The 18,174-nt window shown below is 61.7% G+C and carries 14 protein-coding genes; 2 read left to right on the plus strand and 12 right to left on the minus strand.

Features of this window, described 5'->3' with window-relative positions; translation table 11 throughout:
* Window positions 1–3: 3 nt before the first annotated feature.
* The 11 genes from ACZRMO_RS16155 to arcD (ACZRMO_RS16205) all read right to left on the minus strand — a co-directional run bounded on the left by ACZRMO_RS16155 (window position 4) and on the right by arcD (ACZRMO_RS16205) (window position 13,950).
* A complete protein-coding gene (locus ACZRMO_RS16155; RefSeq protein WP_004887993.1) occupies window positions 4–216 on the minus strand; it encodes a cold-shock protein in 213 nt (70 codons plus the stop codon).
* A gap of 391 nt (window positions 217–607) precedes the next feature.
* Window positions 608–1,732 carry a glycine cleavage system aminomethyltransferase GcvT gene (gcvT, locus tag ACZRMO_RS16160; RefSeq protein WP_463973458.1) on the minus strand — a complete coding sequence of 375 codons (1,125 nt, stop codon included), beginning with the start codon at window positions 1,730–1,732 and terminating at the stop codon, window positions 608–610.
* A 39-nt stretch (window positions 1,733–1,771) separates the two neighbouring features.
* Window positions 1,772–3,148 carry an L-serine ammonia-lyase gene (locus ACZRMO_RS16165; protein ID WP_463973459.1) on the minus strand — a complete coding sequence of 459 codons (1,377 nt, stop codon included), beginning with the start codon at window positions 3,146–3,148 and terminating at the stop codon, window positions 1,772–1,774.
* 162 nt (window positions 3,149–3,310) lie between these two features.
* A complete protein-coding gene (gene gcvP, locus ACZRMO_RS16170; protein ID WP_463973460.1) occupies window positions 3,311–6,148 on the minus strand; it encodes an aminomethyl-transferring glycine dehydrogenase in 2,838 nt (945 codons plus the stop codon).
* Window positions 6,149–6,158: 10 nt separating this feature from the next.
* Entirely contained in the window at window positions 6,159–6,542 is a 384-nt protein-coding gene (gene gcvH, locus ACZRMO_RS16175; protein WP_078738842.1) for a glycine cleavage system protein GcvH, read from the minus strand.
* 419 nt (window positions 6,543–6,961) lie between these two features.
* Window positions 6,962–8,470, minus strand: coding sequence for a sigma-54-dependent transcriptional regulator (locus ACZRMO_RS16180; RefSeq protein ID WP_448183364.1), 1,509 nt, complete (start codon window positions 8,468–8,470; stop codon window positions 6,962–6,964).
* A gap of 214 nt (window positions 8,471–8,684) precedes the next feature.
* A complete protein-coding gene (locus tag ACZRMO_RS16185; RefSeq protein WP_207040665.1) occupies window positions 8,685–9,047 on the minus strand; it encodes a DUF5064 family protein in 363 nt (120 codons plus the stop codon).
* Between the two features lie 18 nt (window positions 9,048–9,065).
* Entirely contained in the window at window positions 9,066–9,995 is a 930-nt protein-coding gene (arcC, locus tag ACZRMO_RS16190; protein ID WP_124524917.1) for a carbamate kinase, read from the minus strand.
* Window positions 9,996–10,151: 156 nt separating this feature from the next.
* Window positions 10,152–11,162: an ornithine carbamoyltransferase gene (locus ACZRMO_RS16195; RefSeq protein ID WP_124524915.1), complete on the minus strand. Its 1,011-nt coding sequence runs from the start codon at window positions 11,160–11,162 to the stop codon at window positions 10,152–10,154.
* 69 nt (window positions 11,163–11,231) lie between these two features.
* Window positions 11,232–12,488 carry an arginine deiminase gene (gene arcA / locus ACZRMO_RS16200; RefSeq protein WP_124524914.1) on the minus strand — a complete coding sequence of 419 codons (1,257 nt, stop codon included), beginning with the start codon at window positions 12,486–12,488 and terminating at the stop codon, window positions 11,232–11,234.
* Window positions 12,489–12,522: 34 nt separating this feature from the next.
* Window positions 12,523–13,950: an arginine-ornithine antiporter gene (gene arcD / locus ACZRMO_RS16205; RefSeq protein ID WP_026136948.1), complete on the minus strand. Its 1,428-nt coding sequence runs from the start codon at window positions 13,948–13,950 to the stop codon at window positions 12,523–12,525.
* Between the two features lie 447 nt (window positions 13,951–14,397).
* Between arcD (ACZRMO_RS16205) and arcD (ACZRMO_RS16210) the strand changes: the two genes are divergently transcribed.
* Both arcD (ACZRMO_RS16210) and ACZRMO_RS16215 read left to right on the plus strand, forming a co-directional pair.
* Window positions 14,398–15,825 (plus strand): arginine-ornithine antiporter, encoded by a 1,428-nt coding sequence (arcD, locus tag ACZRMO_RS16210; RefSeq protein ID WP_463973461.1) that lies wholly within the window; start codon window positions 14,398–14,400, stop codon window positions 15,823–15,825.
* Window positions 15,822–16,682 (plus strand): DNA-3-methyladenine glycosylase family protein, encoded by an 861-nt coding sequence (locus ACZRMO_RS16215; RefSeq protein ID WP_463973462.1) that lies wholly within the window; start codon window positions 15,822–15,824, stop codon window positions 16,680–16,682. The genes arcD (ACZRMO_RS16210) and ACZRMO_RS16215 overlap by 4 nt, the downstream gene beginning before the upstream one ends.
* 115 nt (window positions 16,683–16,797) lie before the next feature.
* Here ACZRMO_RS16215 and ACZRMO_RS16220 read toward each other — a convergent pair whose 3' ends face one another.
* Window positions 16,798–18,147 carry a CoA transferase gene (locus ACZRMO_RS16220; RefSeq protein WP_463973463.1) on the minus strand — a complete coding sequence of 450 codons (1,350 nt, stop codon included), beginning with the start codon at window positions 18,145–18,147 and terminating at the stop codon, window positions 16,798–16,800.
* Window positions 18,148–18,174: the final 27 nt, after the last annotated feature.

Below are 18,174 nucleotides of genomic sequence, written 5' to 3' on the forward strand. Positions count from 1 at the left end.
GGATCAGCCTTCTGCTTGTACTTCGTCTGCTTGCATGCCTTTTTGGCCTTGCACAGCGATGAAGGTCACTTTCTGGCCTTCTTTCAGGCTCTTGAAGCCGTTGCCTTGAATAGCGCGGAAATGCACGAACAGATCCGCACCGCTTTCTGGAGTGATAAAACCAAACCCTTTCTCGTCGTTAAACCACTTGACGGTGCCGCTCTGACGTTCAGCCATTTTCTTATTTCCTTGACGCTAAAAATTAATGACAGCCTCTTTCGCATGAAAGAGTACTGGGCTGGATTGCAGGAAAGTAAGACGTCGAACGGGTTGTAGCGTAACTACTTCAGCTACTGCCCAGGTCCAGGTTCAAAGCGACCCATGCAAACACAGTGGGCAAACTCTACGCCAACTAATAGAGAAAATACAAGCCCTGCCAAAACCCCAGCGTTTGCTCGGCTTTATGACACTTTTGTCACCGCAATGGATTCGGCTTATTCGATAGAGTTGGTCACTTGTTATAGGTTATTCCCTATTAAATTGACTATCGTCAATGCACTGTTTTATGGCGGTTGCGTTACAAATTAGTGCGCGTTAACGCAACCGCGTTACTTATAGAAACAGTCAATCAGCCGCGATAGTAACGTTGCGGCACAAATGGCATTTTACTTACACGAAGTGGCACCTTTTTCCCACGTACCAACGCAGACACTTGCGTATCCAGCGCCGTGAACGCGCTGTCCAGGTAACCCATGGCCAGCGGGGCGCCGAGGGTCGGGCCGAAACCGCCGCTGCACACGCTGCCGATTACGGTGCCGTGCTCGTCAACGATCTCTGCGCCTTCACGCACCGGCGTGCGCTCCTGGGGCAGCAGGCCTACGCGCTTGCGGCTTACACCGGTTTGCTGCTGGGTAAAGATGCGATCGGCGCCCGGGAAACCACCGGCACGCGGGCCATCGGCGCGGCGGGCCTTGGAGATCGCCCACAGCAGGCTCGCTTCAATCGGCGTGGTCTCGGTGTTCATGTCGTGGCCGTACAGGCATAGGCCGGCTTCCAGGCGCAGAGAGTCGCGGGCGCCCAGGCCGATGGCCTGTACTTCGGTCTCGGCCAGCAGGCTACGGGCCAGGCTCTCGGCGTTGGCGGCGGGTACCGAGATTTCAAAACCGTCTTCACCGGTGTAGCCCGAACGGCTGACATAGCAATCCACACCCAACAGACGCAGGGTGGCAAACTGCATAAAGGTCATCTTGGTCACTTCCGGTGCCAGGCGCGCCAGTACTTTCACCGCTGCCGGGCCTTGCAGGGCGAGCAGGGCACGTTCTTCGAACAACGGCTCAATGCTGCACTGCTCGCCAATGTGTTTGCGCAGGTGCGCCAGATCCTGGTCCTTGCAGGCGGCGTTGACCACCAGGAACAACTCGTCGTTGCCGAGATTGGCCACCATCAGGTCGTCGAGGATGCCGCCCTGGTCGTTGGTGAACATTGCGTAGCGCTGCATGCCCACCGGCAGGTCGATGATGTCGACCGGCACCAGGGTTTCCAGGGCCTTGGCGGCATTCGCGCCGGTGAGGCGGATCTGGCCCATGTGGGACACGTCGAACAGCCCGGCCTGATCACGGGTATGCAGGTGCTCCTTCATCACGCCCAATGGGTATTGCACCGGCATGTCGTAGCCGGCGAAGGGCACCATGCGCGCGCCGAGCTCGAGGTGCAGGGCGTGCAATGGGGTTTTCAACAGGGTTTCGGTGGACATGTTCAGCTCCTGAAAAACGTGCTGGCGCGCCTTGAGGCGTCAGCACTCGATAATGTTGACCGCCAAACCGCCACGGGCGGTTTCCTTGTATTTGCTTTTCATATCGGCGCCGGTCTGGCGCATGGTGCGGATGACCTTGTCGAGGGACACAAAGTGCTGCCCATCGCCGCGCAAGGCCATGCGCACGGCATTGATGGCTTTCACCGAGCCCATCGCGTTGCGCTCGATGCACGGCACCTGCACCAGCCCGCCAATCGGGTCGCAGGTCAGGCCGAGGTTGTGTTCCATGCCGATCTCGGCAGCGTTTTCCACCTGGGAAACCGTGCCGCCCAGCACTTCGCACAGGGCGCCGGCCGCCATGGAGCAGGCCACGCCCACTTCACCCTGGCAGCCGACTTCGGCGCCGGAAATCGACGCGTTTTCCTTGTACAAGATGCCGATGGCGGCGGCGGTGAGCAGGAAGCGCACCACGCCGTCTTCATTCGCACCGGGGATAAACCGCATGTAGTAATGCAGCACGGCCGGAACAATCCCGGCCGCACCGTTGGTGGGCGCCGTCACCACGCGCCCGCCGTTGGCGTTTTCTTCGTTGACGGCCAGCGCGTACAGGTTGACCCAGTCCAGCACCGACAGCGGATCACGCAGCGCCGTCTCCGGGTGCTTGCACAGTTGGCGGTGCAACGCCGCCGCGCGGCGCTTGACCTTCAAGCCACCGGGCAAGATGCCTTCGTTGCGACAGCCCGCATCCACGCAGTCCTGCATGACCTGCCAGATTTTCAGCAACCCGGCGCGGGTTTCCGCTTCGGGGCGCCAGGCACTTTCGTTGGTCAGCATGACCTGGCTGATGGACAGCCCGTAGGTCGCGCAATGGCCGAGCAAGTCCTTCGCGTGTTTGAACGGGAAGGTCAGCGGGGTTGCATCTTCGACGATGCGGTCGGCGCCGGCGGCGTCTTCATCCACCACAAAACCACCGCCGACCGAGTAGTACTCACGGCTGCGGATCTGGATGTTGGCGGCGTCGAAGGCACGAAAGATCATGCCGTTGGGATGGTAGGCGAGGGGTTTGCGGATCATCGCCAGGTGTTCTTTCTCGTTGAACGCAATGCTGTGTTCACCGAGCAAATTCAGGCGGCCGTCCTTGCGCATCTGCGCCAGGCGGGCTGCCACGGTTTCGGTATTCACGGTGTCGGGGTGTTCGCCTTCCAGGCCCAGCAACACGGCCTTGTCACTGCCGTGGCCTTTGCCGGTGGCACCCAGCGAGCCATAGAGCTCCACCTTGACACAGGTGGTGGTGCCCAGCAGGTGGTCGCGCTTGAGGCCCTCGACGAATCGAGCGGCGGCGCGCATCGGGCCAACGGTGTGGGAACTGGAGGGGCCGATGCCAATCTTGAACAGGTCGAACACGCTTAAAGACATGAGTTGTTCTCCGGTTTCTTATTATTTTTCTAAGCCTGGCTCGGTCAAATGTGGGAGCGGGCTTGCTCGCGAATGCGGTCTGTCAGTTGATACAACTGTGATTGACCCACCGCTTTCGCGAGCAAGCCCGCTCCCACATTTTTGACCGAGTACAGCCTCAGGTTATGCGTAGCTCTCGATTGAAGGGCAGGCGCACACCAAATTGCGATCACCAAACACGTTGTCCACCCGCCCAACCGGCGGCCAGTACTTGCCTTCGATCAACGACGGCACCGGGTACACCGCCTGCTCGCGGGTGTAGGGGTGGGTCCACTCGCTCACCAATTCAGCGGCGGTGTGTGGTGCGTTTTTCAGCGGGTTGTCGTCCTTGTCCAAGGTGCCGTTTTCCACCGCGCGGATTTCTTCGCGGATGGCGATCATGGCGTTGCAGAAGCGGTCCAGTTCTTCCTTGGATTCGCTTTCGGTCGGCTCGATCATCAAGGTACCGGCCACCGGGAACGACATGGTCGGCGCGTGGAAGCCGAAGTCGATCAAACGCTTGGCCACGTCATCCACGCTGATGCCGCTGCTGTCTTTCAGTGGGCGCAGATCGAGGATGCATTCGTGCGCCACCAGGCCGTTGCTGCCGGTGTAGAGCACAGGGTAGTGCTCTTCCAGGCGACGGGAGATGTAGTTGGCATTCAGGATCGCCAACTGCGAAGCACGCTTGAGGCCCGCGCCGCCCATCATGCTGATGTACATCCAGGTGATCGGCAAAATGCTCGCGCTGCCGAACGGCGCCGCGCACACCGCGCCTTCCTTGCGCTCCATGGCCGCGTGGCCCGGCAGGAATGGCGTGAGGTGCGACTTCACGCCAATCGGGCCAACGCCCGGGCCGCCACCGCCGTGGGGGATGCAGAAGGTCTTGTGCAGGTTCAGGTGGGACACGTCGCCGCCGAACTTGCCCGGTGCGCACAGGCCGACCATGGCGTTCATGTTGGCGCCGTCGATGTACACCTGGCCGCCATTGTCGTGGATGATCCCGCAGATTTCGCGGATGCCTTCTTCGAACACGCCATGGGTGGACGGGTAGGTGATCATCAATGCGGCGAGGTGCTCGCGGTGCTCGATGGCCTTGGCGCGCAGGTCTTCGATATCGACGTTGCCACGGGCGTCGCACGCGGTGACCACCACGCGCATACCGGCCATGTTGGCGGTCGCCGGGTTGGTGCCGTGGGCCGACGATGGGATCAGGCAGATGTCGCGGCGCTCATCGCCACGGCTCTGGTGGTAGGCACGGATCGCCAGCAAACCGGCGTACTCACCCTGGGAACCGGCGTTCGGTTGCAGGGAGATCGCGTCATAGCCGGTGGCCGCGCAGAGCATGGCTTCCAGGTCGCTGGTCAGCTCCAGGTAGCCGGCGCTTTGCTCGGCCGGGGCGAACGGGTGCAGGGCGCCGAACTCGGCCCAGGTCACCGGGATCATTTCGCTGGCGGCGTTGAGCTTCATGGTGCACGAGCCCAGCGGGATCATGGTGCGGTCGAGCGCCAGGTCCTTGTCGGCCAGCTTGCGCAGGTAGCGCATCAACTCGGTTTCCGAGTGATAACGGTTGAACACCGGGTGGCTGAGCACGGGTGACTGGCGCAGCAGGGCGGCGGGCAGGGTGCTTTCAGTCTCGGCGAAGGCGGGCAGTGCCTTGCCTTCGGCAAAAATCGACCACAGGGTTTCGATATCAGCCTGGGTGGTGGTTTCATCCACGGATACGCCAAGACGCTCGCCATCCACCACACGCAGGTTGATGCGCTGGGCGCGGGCCTTGTCGTGCAGAGCGGCGGTGTGGGCGCCGGTGTTGAGGGTGATGGTGTCGAAGAAGTGCTGCTGCTCGACCTTCAGGCCCAGGGTGGTCAGGCCCTTGGCCAGGATCGCGGTCAGCTGGTGCACGCGTTGGGCGATCTGGGTCAGGCCTTTGGGGCCGTGGTACACGGCGTACATGCTGGCGATGTTGGCCAGCAGTACCTGGGCAGTGCAGATGTTCGACGTGGCTTTCTCGCGGCGGATATGTTGCTCGCGGGTCTGCATGGCCAGGCGCAGGGCCGGCTTGCCGAAACGGTCCACCGACACACCGACCAGACGGCCGGGCATATCGCGCTTGAACGCATCCTTGGTGGAGAAGTACGCCGCATGCGGGCCACCAAAGCCCAACGGCACGCCGAAGCGTTGCGCGCTGCCGATGGCCACGTCGGCACCGAATTCACCCGGCGGGGTCAGCAGGGTCAGGGCCAGCAGGTCGGCGGCCACGGCCACCAGGGCGTTGGCGGCGTGGAAACGCTCGGTCAGTGCGCGGTAGTCGAACACGTCACCGTTGCTGGCTGGGTATTGCAGCAGGGCGCCGAAGAACGGGCTGACGTCGCTCAGCTCGCGCTCATCGCCGACCACGACTTCAATCCCCAGAGGCTCGGCACGGGTGCGCAGCACATCAAGGGTTTGCGGGTGGCTGTGGATCGAGGCGAAGAAGGCGTTGCTGCCCTTGTTCTTGCTCAGGCGCTTGCAGAAGGTCATGGCTTCGGCGGCGGCGGTGGCTTCGTCGAGCAGGGAGGCGTTGGCGATCGGCAGGCCGGTGAGGTCGCTGATCAGGGTCTGGAAGTTCAGCAGCGCTTCCAGGCGGCCTTGGGAGATCTCGGGTTGGTACGGGGTGTAGGCGGTGTACCAGGCCGGGTTTTCCAGGAGGTTGCGCAGGATCGGCGACGGTGTGTGGCAGTTGTAGTAGCCCTGGCCGATGTAGGTCTTGAACAGCTGGTTCTTGCCGGCGATGGCCTTGATCTTGGCCAGGGCCTCGGCTTCGCTCAGGCCGTCTTCCAGGCCGAGCACGCTGGTGCCCTTGATGCTTTCCGGGATCACGCTGGCGCTCAGGGCTTCCAGGGAGTCAAAACCGAGGCTGGCGAGCATCTGCTGCTCATCTTCCTGGCGCGGGCCGATGTGGCGGGCGATGAATTCGTTGGCGGTGGTCAGTTGAACGGTCATTGCGCGCTCCTCAAGCTTCAGCGTTGGCTTTGATCAGGCGGTCGTACGCGTCCTGATCCAACAGTTTAGCTACCGCGTCGGCATCGGCCGGTTTAAAGCGGAAGAACCAGCCTTCGCCCATCGGGTCTTCGTTGACCAGTTCCGGGCTGTCGCTCAACTTGTCGTTCACTTCCAACACTTCGCCCGTCAGCGGCATGTACACGCCGCTGGCGGCCTTGACCGACTCCACGGTGGACGCTTCGGCGCCCTTGTCGTAGGCCTGCAACTCCGGCAGTTGCACGAAAACCACATCACCCAGCGCGTTCTGTGCGAAAGCGGTGATACCCACGGTGACGCTGCCGTCGGCTTCGGCGCGCAGCCATTCGTGATCTTCAGTGAAACGCAACTCGCTCATGGAAACTCCTCGGGGCCAGATTCGTCTGGTGGACGGAATAATGGGGAGTTGCTTAGCAAGATCGCGGCCAAGGTTGTTAAATCGTTATAAATCAACAAGTTAATAAAAATGGTTATAGCGTTATGCAGTACGACTGTAGCGATTTCGCTACAGTTGGGCGCAGGAAAAAAAGCCTATGTGGATCAAAGCCTTGCATGGCACGCAAAAAACAGGGTTGTAGCGATATCGTTACGCTGTAGCGCTTTCAGTACAGCCGATGTCGTTCCTGGACCAAAACTTGGAATGCGATCCCTGTGGGAGCTGGCTTGCCTGCGATGGCGGCCTGTCAGTGACAGATGGGTAGCCTGATCCACCGCTATCGCAGGCAAGCCAGCTCCCACAGAAAGCCAGGTTTCACATGTTGAACTGCGGTTTGTCAGCTAAGGCTTGTTGGGGATGCCGTACTTGCGCAGGCGATGGGCGATGGCGGTGTGCGAGGTCTGCAACCGGCTGGCCAATTGCCGAGTCGAGGGATAGCTGGTGTAGAGCTTCTCCAGCAGGCTGCGTTCGAAATCTTCCACCGCCTGTTCCAGGCTGTCGACTTCGTTGTCACTCTGGCGCGCTACCGACGTGCCGGCGATGTCGAGGTCGCCGATGTCCACCAGGCTGCTTTCGCAGATGGCGGCGGCGCGGAAGATCACGTTCTGCAACTGGCGCACGTTGCCCGGCCAGCGGTTGCCCAACAGCGCCGGGTAGGTGCCCGGCGCGAGGCGGCAGACCGGGCGCTGGATCTGCGCGCAGGCCTGCTGCATGAAGTAGCGCGCCAGCAGCAGGATGTCCTGGCCGCGTTGGCGCAGCGGTGGCACTTCGACGTTGAGCACGTTGAGGCGGTAGAACAGGTCTTCGCGAAAGGTGCCCTCGCTGACCATCTTTTCCAGATCACGGTGGGTGGCGCTGAGGATGCGCACGTTGACCTTCACCTCACGGTCGCCCCCGACGCGGCGGAAGCTGCCGTCATTGAGAAAACGCAACAGCTTGGCCTGCAAATACGGCGACATCTCGCCGATCTCATCGAGAAACACCGTGCCCTGGTTGGCCAGCTCCATCAGCCCCGGCTTGCCGCCACGTTGCGCGCCGGTAAACGCGCCCGGTGCATAGCCGAACAGCTCGCTTTCGGCGAGGTTCTCCGGCAACGCCGCGCAGTTCAATGCCAGGAACGGCGCACTGTGGCGCGCACTGCTGGCGTGGCAGGCCCGCGCCACCAGCTCTTTGCCGGTGCCGGTCTCGCCCTGGATCAACAATGGCGCATCCAGCGCCGCCACCCGCTGCGCCCGCGCCTTGAGGGTGCGGATCACCGGCGACTCGCCGAGCAGCGCATCAAAGCCTTCGGCATGGTCGTGGTGCAGCGCCGACAGTTGTTCGCCGATGCGGTTGGGTTGGTAGAGGGTCAGCAGGGCGCCGGCGTCGGTGATCGGCGTGGCGTCCAGCAGCAGGGTCTGGCCGTTGACGCTGATCTCGCGCAGCGGCAACCGAAAGCCATGTTCCAGCAAGGTCGCCAGCAGCGCCGGGTCGTTGAACAATTCACTGATGCTTTCGCCGGCGGGTTCGCGACCGTACAGCGCGATCAGGGCCGGGTTGGCCAGCAGGATCTTGCCCGCGCTGTCCAGGGCCAGCACCGGGTCGGTCATGGCAGCCAGCAGGGCGTCGAGTTGCAGGTGGCGGCGCTGGCCGGGGAGGATGTCCACCACGGTGACGGCCTGCACGCCGTGCACGCTGAAGAGCGCATCGCGCAGTTCTTCGAGCACCTCGGCGCTGAGGGTTGGCGCGTCGATATAGACGTTGGGCGGCACCATCTCCACCGCATCCAGGTTGAGATTGCGCCCACCGAGCAGGGCCAGGACTTCCTGGGTGATGCCGACGCGGTCGATGAAGCTGACGTGGATACGCATGGGGCGAATCTGGATTCTGGCGAGCGAGAGGCGGCCAGTATGCCTTGGAGCGAGGGTAGAGGTGAAATCTCACATGGGGTGGAGATCAAAATGTGGGAGCGGGCTTGCTCGCGAAGGCGGTGTGTCAGTCAGCATATGTATCAACTGATACACCGTATTCGCGAGCAAGCCCGCTCCCACACAAGCCCGCTCCCACAGGGGATTTACGGTGTTCTTACTCTAGGTGTTCGGGCTTGACCGGATCACCTGGCTTCACATCCAACTGATGCCGCACATCCTCGAACATCAGGTCGTATTGCTTGTGCATCGAGCCGTTCAGCACCGCGATCTTTGGCATGCCGTATTTCTGCGCGATGTTCATCGCATGCCGGGCGAAGTCGAACGCCTGGTCCTTGGGTAAAAAGAACTCTTCCTTGAGGTCCTTGCCCTGCACCGAACCATGCAGCTTGAAAAGCATGCCCTTGCCTTCCTTGGGGTCCTGGCTGACTTCGTAGTCGATGCACAGGTTGTAGCTGTAGTCATTGGCATTGAGCGCATGACGTTCGACGTGCAAGTGACCCGGTTCAAAGATGGCCATAGGCGTTTCTCCTCAACTTCACAGGTAGGTAATGCCAGGCTTTGCCGTGCTGATGCGTGTACCGGCGCTGCCCTGGACAATCGCTTCGATGTCCGAGAGTGAACCGATGACGGCGGTTTTGCCAGTCTTGCGGGCGAACTCGCAGGCCGCTTGCACCTTGGGCCCCATGGAGCCGGCGGCGAAGCCGAGTTTTTCGATTTCGTCGGGGTGGGCCTGGCCGATGGCTTTCTGCGTCGGCTTGCCGTAGTCGATAAAGGCGGCGTTGACGTCGGTGGCGATCACCAGCAAGTCGGCTTCCAGTTGCGAGGCCAGCAGCGACGAGCACAGGTCCTTATCGATCACCGCTTCGATGCCCTTGAGCTTGCCGTCTTCGCCGTACATGGTCGGGATGCCGCCACCGCCGGCGCAGATCACGATGCTGCTTTTTTCCAGCAGCCACTTGATCGGGCGGATTTCAAAGATGCGTTTCGGCCGTGGGCTGGCCACCACGCGGCGGTATTTGTCGCCGTCCGGGGCTATCGCCCAGCCTTTTTCGGCGGCGAGTTTTTCCGCTTCGGCCTTGGAATACACCGGGCCGATGGGCTTGGTCGGGTTTTTGAAGGCGGGGTCGTTGGCGTCCACTTCGACCTGGGTGAGCAGGGTGGCGAAGGGCACTTCGAAGTCCAGCAGGTTGCCCAGCTCCTGTTCGATGATGTAGCCGATCATGCCTTCGGTCTCGGCGCCGAGCACGTCCAGCGGGTACGGCGACACCTGGGTGTAGGCCGCCGCCTGCAACGACAGCAGGCCGACTTGCGGGCCATTGCCGTGGGCGATGACCAGTTCGTTGCCGGGGTGGATCTTGGCGATCTGTTCGGTGGCAATTCGGATATTGGCGCGTTGGTTGTCCGCAGTCATGGGTTCACCACGGCGGAGCAGGGCGTTCCCGCCCAGTGCAACGACGATACGCATACAGAGTGTCCTTCTGGAATCCATCGTTGTGAACGCGGGACAAAATGTGGGAGCGGGCTTGCTCGCGAAAGCGGTGGATCAGTTGATACATGTGTTGACTGATGCACCGCTTTCGCGAGCAAGCCCGCTCCCACAGGTTGGTCCGCATTCCTTCAGTTACAGGTCGGCGAGGGTCGAAACCAGGATTGCCTTGATGGTATGCATACGGTTCTCCGCCTGCTCAAAGGCAATGCACGCCGGTGACTCGAACACGTCGTCCGTCACTTCAATGCCATTGGCCAGGTGCGGATACTGTTCGGCAATCTGTTTGCCGATCTTGGTATCGCTGTTATGGAACGCCGGCAGGCAGTGCATGAACTTGGTGCGTGGGTTGCCGGTGGCTTTCATCAGCTCGGCGTTCACTTGGTACGGCAGCAGTTGCTCGATGCGCTCGGCCCAGGCTTCAACCGGTTCGCCCATGGAGACCCAGACGTCGGTGTGGATGAAGTCCACGCCTTTCACCGCGGCCTTCGGGTCTTCGGTGAGGGTGATGCGTGCGCCACTTTCTTCCGCGTATTTTTTGCAGCGGCCGACCAGGTCGTCGTGAGGCCACAGGGCTTTTGGCGCGCAGATGCGCACGTCCATGCCCAGCTTGGAACCCACCAGCAGCAACGAGTTGCCCATGTTGTTGCGCGCATCGCCCAGGTACGCGTAGCTGATCTCGTGGATCGGCTTGTCGGCGTGTTCACGCATGGTCAGCACGTCGGCGATCATCTGGGTCGGGTGGTATTCATCGGTGAGGCCGTTGAACACCGGCACGCCGGCGAACTTGGCCAGTTCTTCGACGATTTCCTGCTTGAAGCCACGGTATTCGATGGCGTCGTACATGCGCCCGAGCACGCGGGCGGTGTCCTTCATGCTTTCTTTGTGGCCGATCTGCGACGAGCCCGGGTCGATGTAGGTGACGTTGGCGCCCTGGTCATAGGCCGCCACTTCGAAGGCACAGCGGGTGCGGGTGGAGGTTTTTTCGAAGATCAGCGCAATGTTGTTGCCTTTGAGGTGCTGCTGTTCGGTGCCGGTGTACTTGGCGCGCTTGAGGTCGCGGGACAGGTCCAGCAGGTAGCGCAGCTCCCGCGGGGTGTGGTGTTCGAGGCTGAGCAGGCTGCGGTTGTGGATGTTGAACGCCATGATGATTCTCCTTGGATTCGGTAATCGGCCCGGTCGGCGCGGGATATGCGCCGCCGGGTGGAGGGTCGTTTAGTAGTCGATAGGGTCGCGGATGATCGGGCAGGTCATGCAGTGGCCGCCGCCACGGCCCCGGCCCAGTTCACCGGCGCTGATGGTGATGACTTCCACGCCGGCCTTGCGCAGCAGGGTGTTGGTGTAGGTGTTGCGGTCATAGCCGATGACCACGCCAGGCTCCACGGCCACCACGTTGTTGCCGTCGTCCCACTGCTCGCGCTCGGCGGCGAAGGCGTTGCCGCCGGTTTCCACCACGCGCAGGGCCTTGAGGCCGAGAGCGGCGGCGACGGTGTCGAGGAAGTTGGATTTCTCGCGTTGGATGTCGATGCCGTGGGGTTTGCTCTCGTCAGGGCGCAGGGTGAAGGCGACGATCTGGTTGACCACTTCGGGGAAGATGGTCACGAGGTCGCGATCGCAGAAGCTGAACACGGTGTCCAGGTGCATCGCGGCGCGGGATTTCGGCAGGCCGGCGACGATGACCTTTTCCACTGCCTTGTTCTTGAACAGATTGCGCGCCAGTTGGCCGATGGCCTGGTGGGACGAGCGCTCGCCCATGCCGATCAACACCACACCGTTGCCGATTGGCATTACGTCGCCACCTTCCAGGGTGGAGGCGCCGTGTTCCTGGTCGGGGTCGCCGTACCAGATCTGGAAGTCGGCGTTGGTGAACTCGGGGTGGAACTTGTAGATGGCGGTGGTCAGCAGGGTTTCCTGACGTCGCGCCGGCCAGTACATCGGGTTCAGCGTCACGCCGCCGTAGATCCAGCAGGTGGTGTCACGGGTGAACTGGGTGTTGGGCAGCGGCGGCAGGATAAAGCTGGCGTGGCCGAGGAAGTCGCGGAACATCTCGATGGTCTTGCCGCCAAATTGGCTTGGCAGGTCATCGGCGGATACGCCACCGATGAGGAACTCGGCGGTCTTGCGCGGCTCCAGGCTGCGCAGCCACGAGCCGACTTCATTGACCAGGCCCAGGCCAACGGTGTTGGCGGTGATCTTGCGCTCCAGGATCCAGTCCAGCGCTTCAGGGATGGCGACGATGTCGGTGAGCAGGTTGTGCATTTCCAGCACATCAATATCCCGCTCGCGCATCTTGGTCACGAAGTCGAAGTGGTCGCGCTTGGCCTGGGCCACCCACAGCACGTCATCGAACAGCAGTTCATCGCAGTTGTTGGGGGTCAGCCGCTGGTGGGCCAAGCCTGGGGAGCACACCATGACTTTGCGCAGTTTGCCGGCTTCGGAATGTACGCCGTACTTCACTTTTTCCGTGGTCATTTCAGATCCTCCAGTGAACAAAAAGATTCAGGTGTTACAGGGTCAGGAAGCCGTCGTAGAGCCCATAGGCCGCCACCAGGGCGCCAATGACCACTGCGGCGAAAATCAGCTTCTCGACGTTGGTGAAAATCGGTTTGCCCAGTTCACGCTTGGCCTTGGCGAACAGGATCGCGCCGGGGGCGTAGAGCAGGGCGGAGAGCAGCAGGTATTTGGTGCCGCCGGCGTAGAGCAGCCAGATCGCGTAGATCAGGGCGATGGCGCCGATGAACAGGTCTTTCTTGCGCTCCTTGAGGGCGTTTTCGTAGGTCTCGCCGCGCACCGCCAGCAGCAGGGCGTAGGCCGCCGACCACAGGTAGGGCACCAGGATCATCGAGGTGGCGAGGTAGATCAGCGACAGGTAGGTGCTGGCGGAGAACAGCGTGATGATCAGGAACAGCTGCACCATCGCGTTGGTCAGCCACAGGGCGTTGACCGGTACGTGGTTGGCGTTTTCCTTGCGCAGGAACTCCGGCATGGTGTGGTCTTTGGCGGCGGCGAACATGATCTCCGCACACAGCAGCACCCACGACAGCAGCGCTCCCAGCAGCGAGATGATCAAGCCGACGCTGATCAGCACCGCGCCCCAGTGGCCCACCACATGCTCCAGCACGGCGGCCATCGACGGGTTCTGCAGCTTGGCCAGTTCCGGTTGGGTCATGATCCCCAGGGACAGCACGTTCACCAGCATCAGGAACAGCAGCACGGTGATAAAGCCGATCACGGTGGCCTTGCCGACGTCGGAGCGCTTTTCCGCACGGGACGAGAAGATGCTCGCGCCCTCGATACCGATAAACACCCACACGGTGACCAGCATCATGTTGCGCACCTGGTTCATCACGCTGCCCAGGTCGGGGTTTTTCACGCCCCAGATGTCAGCGGTGAAGATCTCCAGCTTGAATGCGAACAGCGCGATCAACACGAACAGCACCAGCGGCACGACCTTGGCGACGGTGGTCACCAGGTTGATGAACGCCGCTTCCTTGATCCCGCGCAACACCAGGAAATGCACGGCCCACAGCAGCGCCGAGGCACCTATTACCGCCGCCGGCGTATTGCCTTCGCCGAAGATCGGGAAAAAATAACCGAGGGTGCTGAACAGCAATACGAAGTAACCGACGTTGCCCAGCCAGGCGCTGATCCAGTAACCCCAGGCGGACGAGAAGCCCATGTAATCGCCAAAACCGGCCTTGGCGTAGGCATACACACCGCCGTCGAGGTCGGGCTTGCGGTTGGCGAGGGTCTGGAACACAAAAGCGAGGGTCAACATGCCGATGGCGGTAATCACCCAACCAATCAACACTGCGCCGACATCGGCGCTGGCGGCCATGTTTTGTGGCAGAGAGAAGATCCCGCCACCAATCATTGAACCCACGACAAGTGCAACCAATGCACCTAGCCTAAGTTTTCCGGGAGTATCAGACATTGCGTGACTCCAATGCAGGAGAAGAGAGACCACAGAATAATTCTGTGCGCTATTCAAACAGCTGACTCAGATCACTTCATTGGCACATTCCATTGTGAATTAATGACTTAGGATGGAATCCCTTGGGCAATAAAAAGGCGCGGGAAATCGCTTTCCAGAGCGGTTTCGCCGTTGTTGTTAATCATTTAGTCAGGGGCATGGACGTTTGAAGCTAGCCCCTTTTTACGGATGTGCAAACTTTTTGAACGAAGTTTCACAAACGCGCTATAAACGTTAAGTTTTGTGCCGTATTTAAAATCTAAATAAGCCTAAACTTCACGGCGCGACATGCTTTTTGGTTATGAATATGTCTGTTTTATCGCCTTCTCTAATAAACGCTACACTCGATGAGTTAATGAGTTGAGTGCGCAGTTGTCAGTTCAAACAGTTGTTAATCCAGGAGTCGCCATGTCCCAACCGGCCCAGAAACTTCGACTTGGCGCCCTGATCGCTCTGGTGGTGGGTTCGATGATCGGCGGGGGGATTTTTTCCCTGCCGCAAAATATGGCCGCCCGCGCCGAAGTGGGGGCCGTATTGATCGGCTGGGGGATTACCGCCGTGGGCATGCTGACCCTGGCGTTTGTGTTCCAGACCCTGGCCAACCGCAAGCCCGAGCTGGATTCCGGGGTGTACGCCTACGCCAAGGCGGGGTTTGGCGATTACATGGGCTTCTCGTCTGCCTGGGGTTACTGGATCAGCGCGTGGATGGGCAACGTCGGTTACTTCGTGTTGCTGTTCAGCACCCTGGGCTACTTCTTCCCGGTGTTTGGCCAGGGCAACACGCCGGTGGCCATCGGCTGTGCGTCGCTGTTGCTGTGGGCGGTGCATTTTCTGGTGATGCGTGGGATCAAGGAGGCGGCGTTTATCAACCTGATCACCACCGTGGCGAAGATCGTGCCGTTGCTGATGTTTATCGTGATCGCCGCCGTGGCGTTCAAAGCGGATATTTTCACCCGCGATATCTGGGGCCTGGGCAACCCGCAGCTCGGCGATGTGGTGGACCAGGTGCGCAACATGATGCTGGTCACCGTGTTTGTGTTTATCGGCATCGAAGGTGCCAGCGTGTACTCCGCGCGGGCCGAGAAACGCTCGGATGTGGGCCGGGCCACGGTGATCGGTTTTCTCGGCGTGCTGGCGTTGCTGGTGCTGGTGAACGTGTTGTCCCTGGGGATCATGAGCCAGCCTGAGCTGGCACAATTGCAGAACCCGTCCCTGGCGGGCGTGCTGGAACATATCGTCGGGCCGTGGGGCGCCATGGCGATCAGCATCGGCCTGGCTGTGTCGCTGCTCGGCGCGTTGCTGTCGTGGGCGTTGCTCTGCGCCGAAATTCTCTACGCCACCGCCCATGACAAGACCATGCCGGCGTTTCTGAAAAAGGAAAACGCCAATCAGGTGCCGGTCAATGCGCTGTGGCTGACCAATGTGATGATCCAGATCTTCCTGGTGATCACGCTGTTTTCCCACAGCACCTACACCACCCTGATCTACCTGGCCTCGTCGATGATCCTGGTGCCGTACCTGTGGTCTGCGGCCTATGCGGTGCTGTTGAGCGGGCGTGGCGAGACCTACGAAGGCGCCCATGGCCAACGCTTGAAGGACTTGCTGGTGGCGCTGATTGCCTTCGGGTATGCGGTGTGGCTGCTGTATGCCGGGGGGTTGAAGTACTTGCTGTTGTCGGCGCTGCTGTACGCGCCGGGGGTGATCCTGTTTGCCCTGGCCAAGCGTGAGCAGGGCCAGCCGTTGTTTACCCATATGGAAAAGGGCATTTTCAGCTGCGTGATCGCTGGCGCCGGGCTGGCGGCGTATGGGCTGTATAGCGGGGTATTGACGTTGTGAGACTGGCATTTGCGCCGCCCTACGATTGGGCAGAGATGATCGGTTTTTTGTCGGCGCGGGCGATCAGCGGGTTGGAGACGGTCGAGGCAGGTGTGTATCGACGCAGCATCAGCGTCGGCGGCCAGCATGGCTGGATCAGTGTGGCGCTGGGGATGGGGGATTGGCTGGAGGTCACCGTCGATTTTCCTGACGCCGCCTTGCCCGAGATCGAGCGGCGCTTGCGCCGGATGTTTGATCTGGATGCCCAGCCGCAGGTGATCAACCCACAGTTGGCGAGCGACCCGTTGATGGCGCAGCTGGTGGCGGCCCGTCCTGGCCTGCGCTTGCCGGGCACCTGGGACGGCCTGGAACTGGCGATCCGTGCGGTATTGGGCCAGCAGATCACGGTGGCGGCGGCGATTCGCCTGGCGGGTAAATTGGTCGCCCAGTATGGCCAGCCACTGGCGACGCCACACGCGGGCATCACCCATGTGTTCCCGACGGCCCAGGTGTTGGCGGTGGCAGACTTGGCGACCCTGGGCATGCCAAAGGCACGGGGTCGCACCTTGTCCGGTGTTGCCCAGGCGTTGCTGGATGATCCTGAATTGTTCGAGGCCAAGGCCAGCCTCAAGGACGGCGTGGCGCGGTTGGTGGCGTTGCCGGGGATTGGTGATTGGACGGCGCAGTACATCGCCATGCGTCAGATGCGTGAGGTGGATGCGTTTGCCTCGGGGGATATTGGTTTGATCAATGCCCTGGCAGCACTGGAGGGCGGGCCGGTTTCGGCGCGGCAGCTGTTGGCACGGGCCGAGGCTTGGCGGCCGTTGCGGGCGTATGCGGCGCAGCATTTGTGGGCGTCGTTGAGTCGGGGGGATTGATAGTGACGGTGAGGGCCTCATCGCAGGCAAGCCAGCTCCCACATTTTGACCGAGTACATCCCTTGGAATGCGGTCAAGTGTGGGAGCTGGCTTGCCTGCGATAGCGATTTTCAGGTCACCACTGAGCCCGATGTGCCCCCAATTCCCCAGCCGGCAAATCCCACTGCAACGGCGTGCCGCTGATCGTCACCGGTGCGAGCAATCGATGGGCCGGCCCCCAGGCCGTCTGCTCCACCAGCAAACCTTGATCACTTGCCTGCTCCGCCCGCAACGCCGGTTGCGGCGGCACTTGCCCAGCCTCTACCAGCAACGCCGCCGTGCGCGCCAGCGACAACCGCGCCGAACCACCGCGCCCGGTGTTCAAACGCTCGCTCAAGGCCTGGATCGCACTGGCTGCCATCAAGTACCCGGTGGCGTGATCCAGCGCCTGCAACGGCAGCGGCACCGGTTTATCCGCGTGTTTCCAGGCCATCCCCGCGTCGGCAATCCCGCTGCTCATCTGCACCAGGCTGTCGAACCCGCGGCGATTGCGCCACGGTCCGCTCCAGCCGTAGGCGTTGAGGCTCACATCGATCAGGCCCGGGGCGATCTGCTGCAATTCGCTGGCGGTGTAGCCCAGGTGTTCCAGGGCGTCGGCGCGGTAACCGTGGAGCAGAATGTCGGTGTCCTTGAGGAGCGCTTCGAACACCTGCCGGCCTTCGGGGCTTTTCAGGTCGAGGCGCGCGCAGCGTTTGCCCAGGGTCATCTCCGGCACCACGCCAGCCTCGTCCCAGGTCGGCGAGTCGATGCGCAGCACGTCGGCGCCAAGGCCAGCGAGGAAGCGACTGGCCACCGGGCCGGCCAGGACGCGGGTCAGGTCGAGCACCTTGATGCCCGCCAGTGGCCGTGCGATTGAGCCGAGCCAGGGTTTGTCGGAGGTGGTTGTCACGGTCTGATGCTGCACCAACGCCTCGGCATTCACGGCCAAGCCTTGCGGGTGCGCCTGCCAGGCCTGCCACGAGCGCATCTGCGCGGCACAGCCGCCTTCATCGACAATCGCCTGCTCCAGTTCGGCGGCGTTCCATTGGGCTACCTTGCTGGCCATCTCGTTGCGGTCGGCGACCTTGCCGAGGATGCGTTCGGCGGCCGCACGGTGATGGGGCGCGTTGGTGTGCAGGCGAATCCAGCCATCGGCACTGGCGTAATCGCCGGCCACCGGGTCCCATAGTGGCGGCACTTGCCAGCCCACCGGGCGGATCGAAGACGAGAACCAGAAGGAGGCGAGGCGCCGGTCCACGCTGACGGCGGGCAACCGCCCGGTCTGTTGCAGGATCAGTTGCGCCACCGCCTGGCCCGCGGCGCCGAGGCTGGCGCTGGCCAGTTCGGTAACGGCGAAGGCCGAGGGCAGGGCGCCGGCCTCGGTAAAGGCCAGCGGCGTGTGGGGTAGATCGAGTGCGGCTTGGATGGGAGTCAGCAGGTCAGTCATCAAAGGCCCTCCGTAAGAGAAGGGCCA

It is taken from the genome of Pseudomonas sp. B611 (assembly GCF_055407965.1).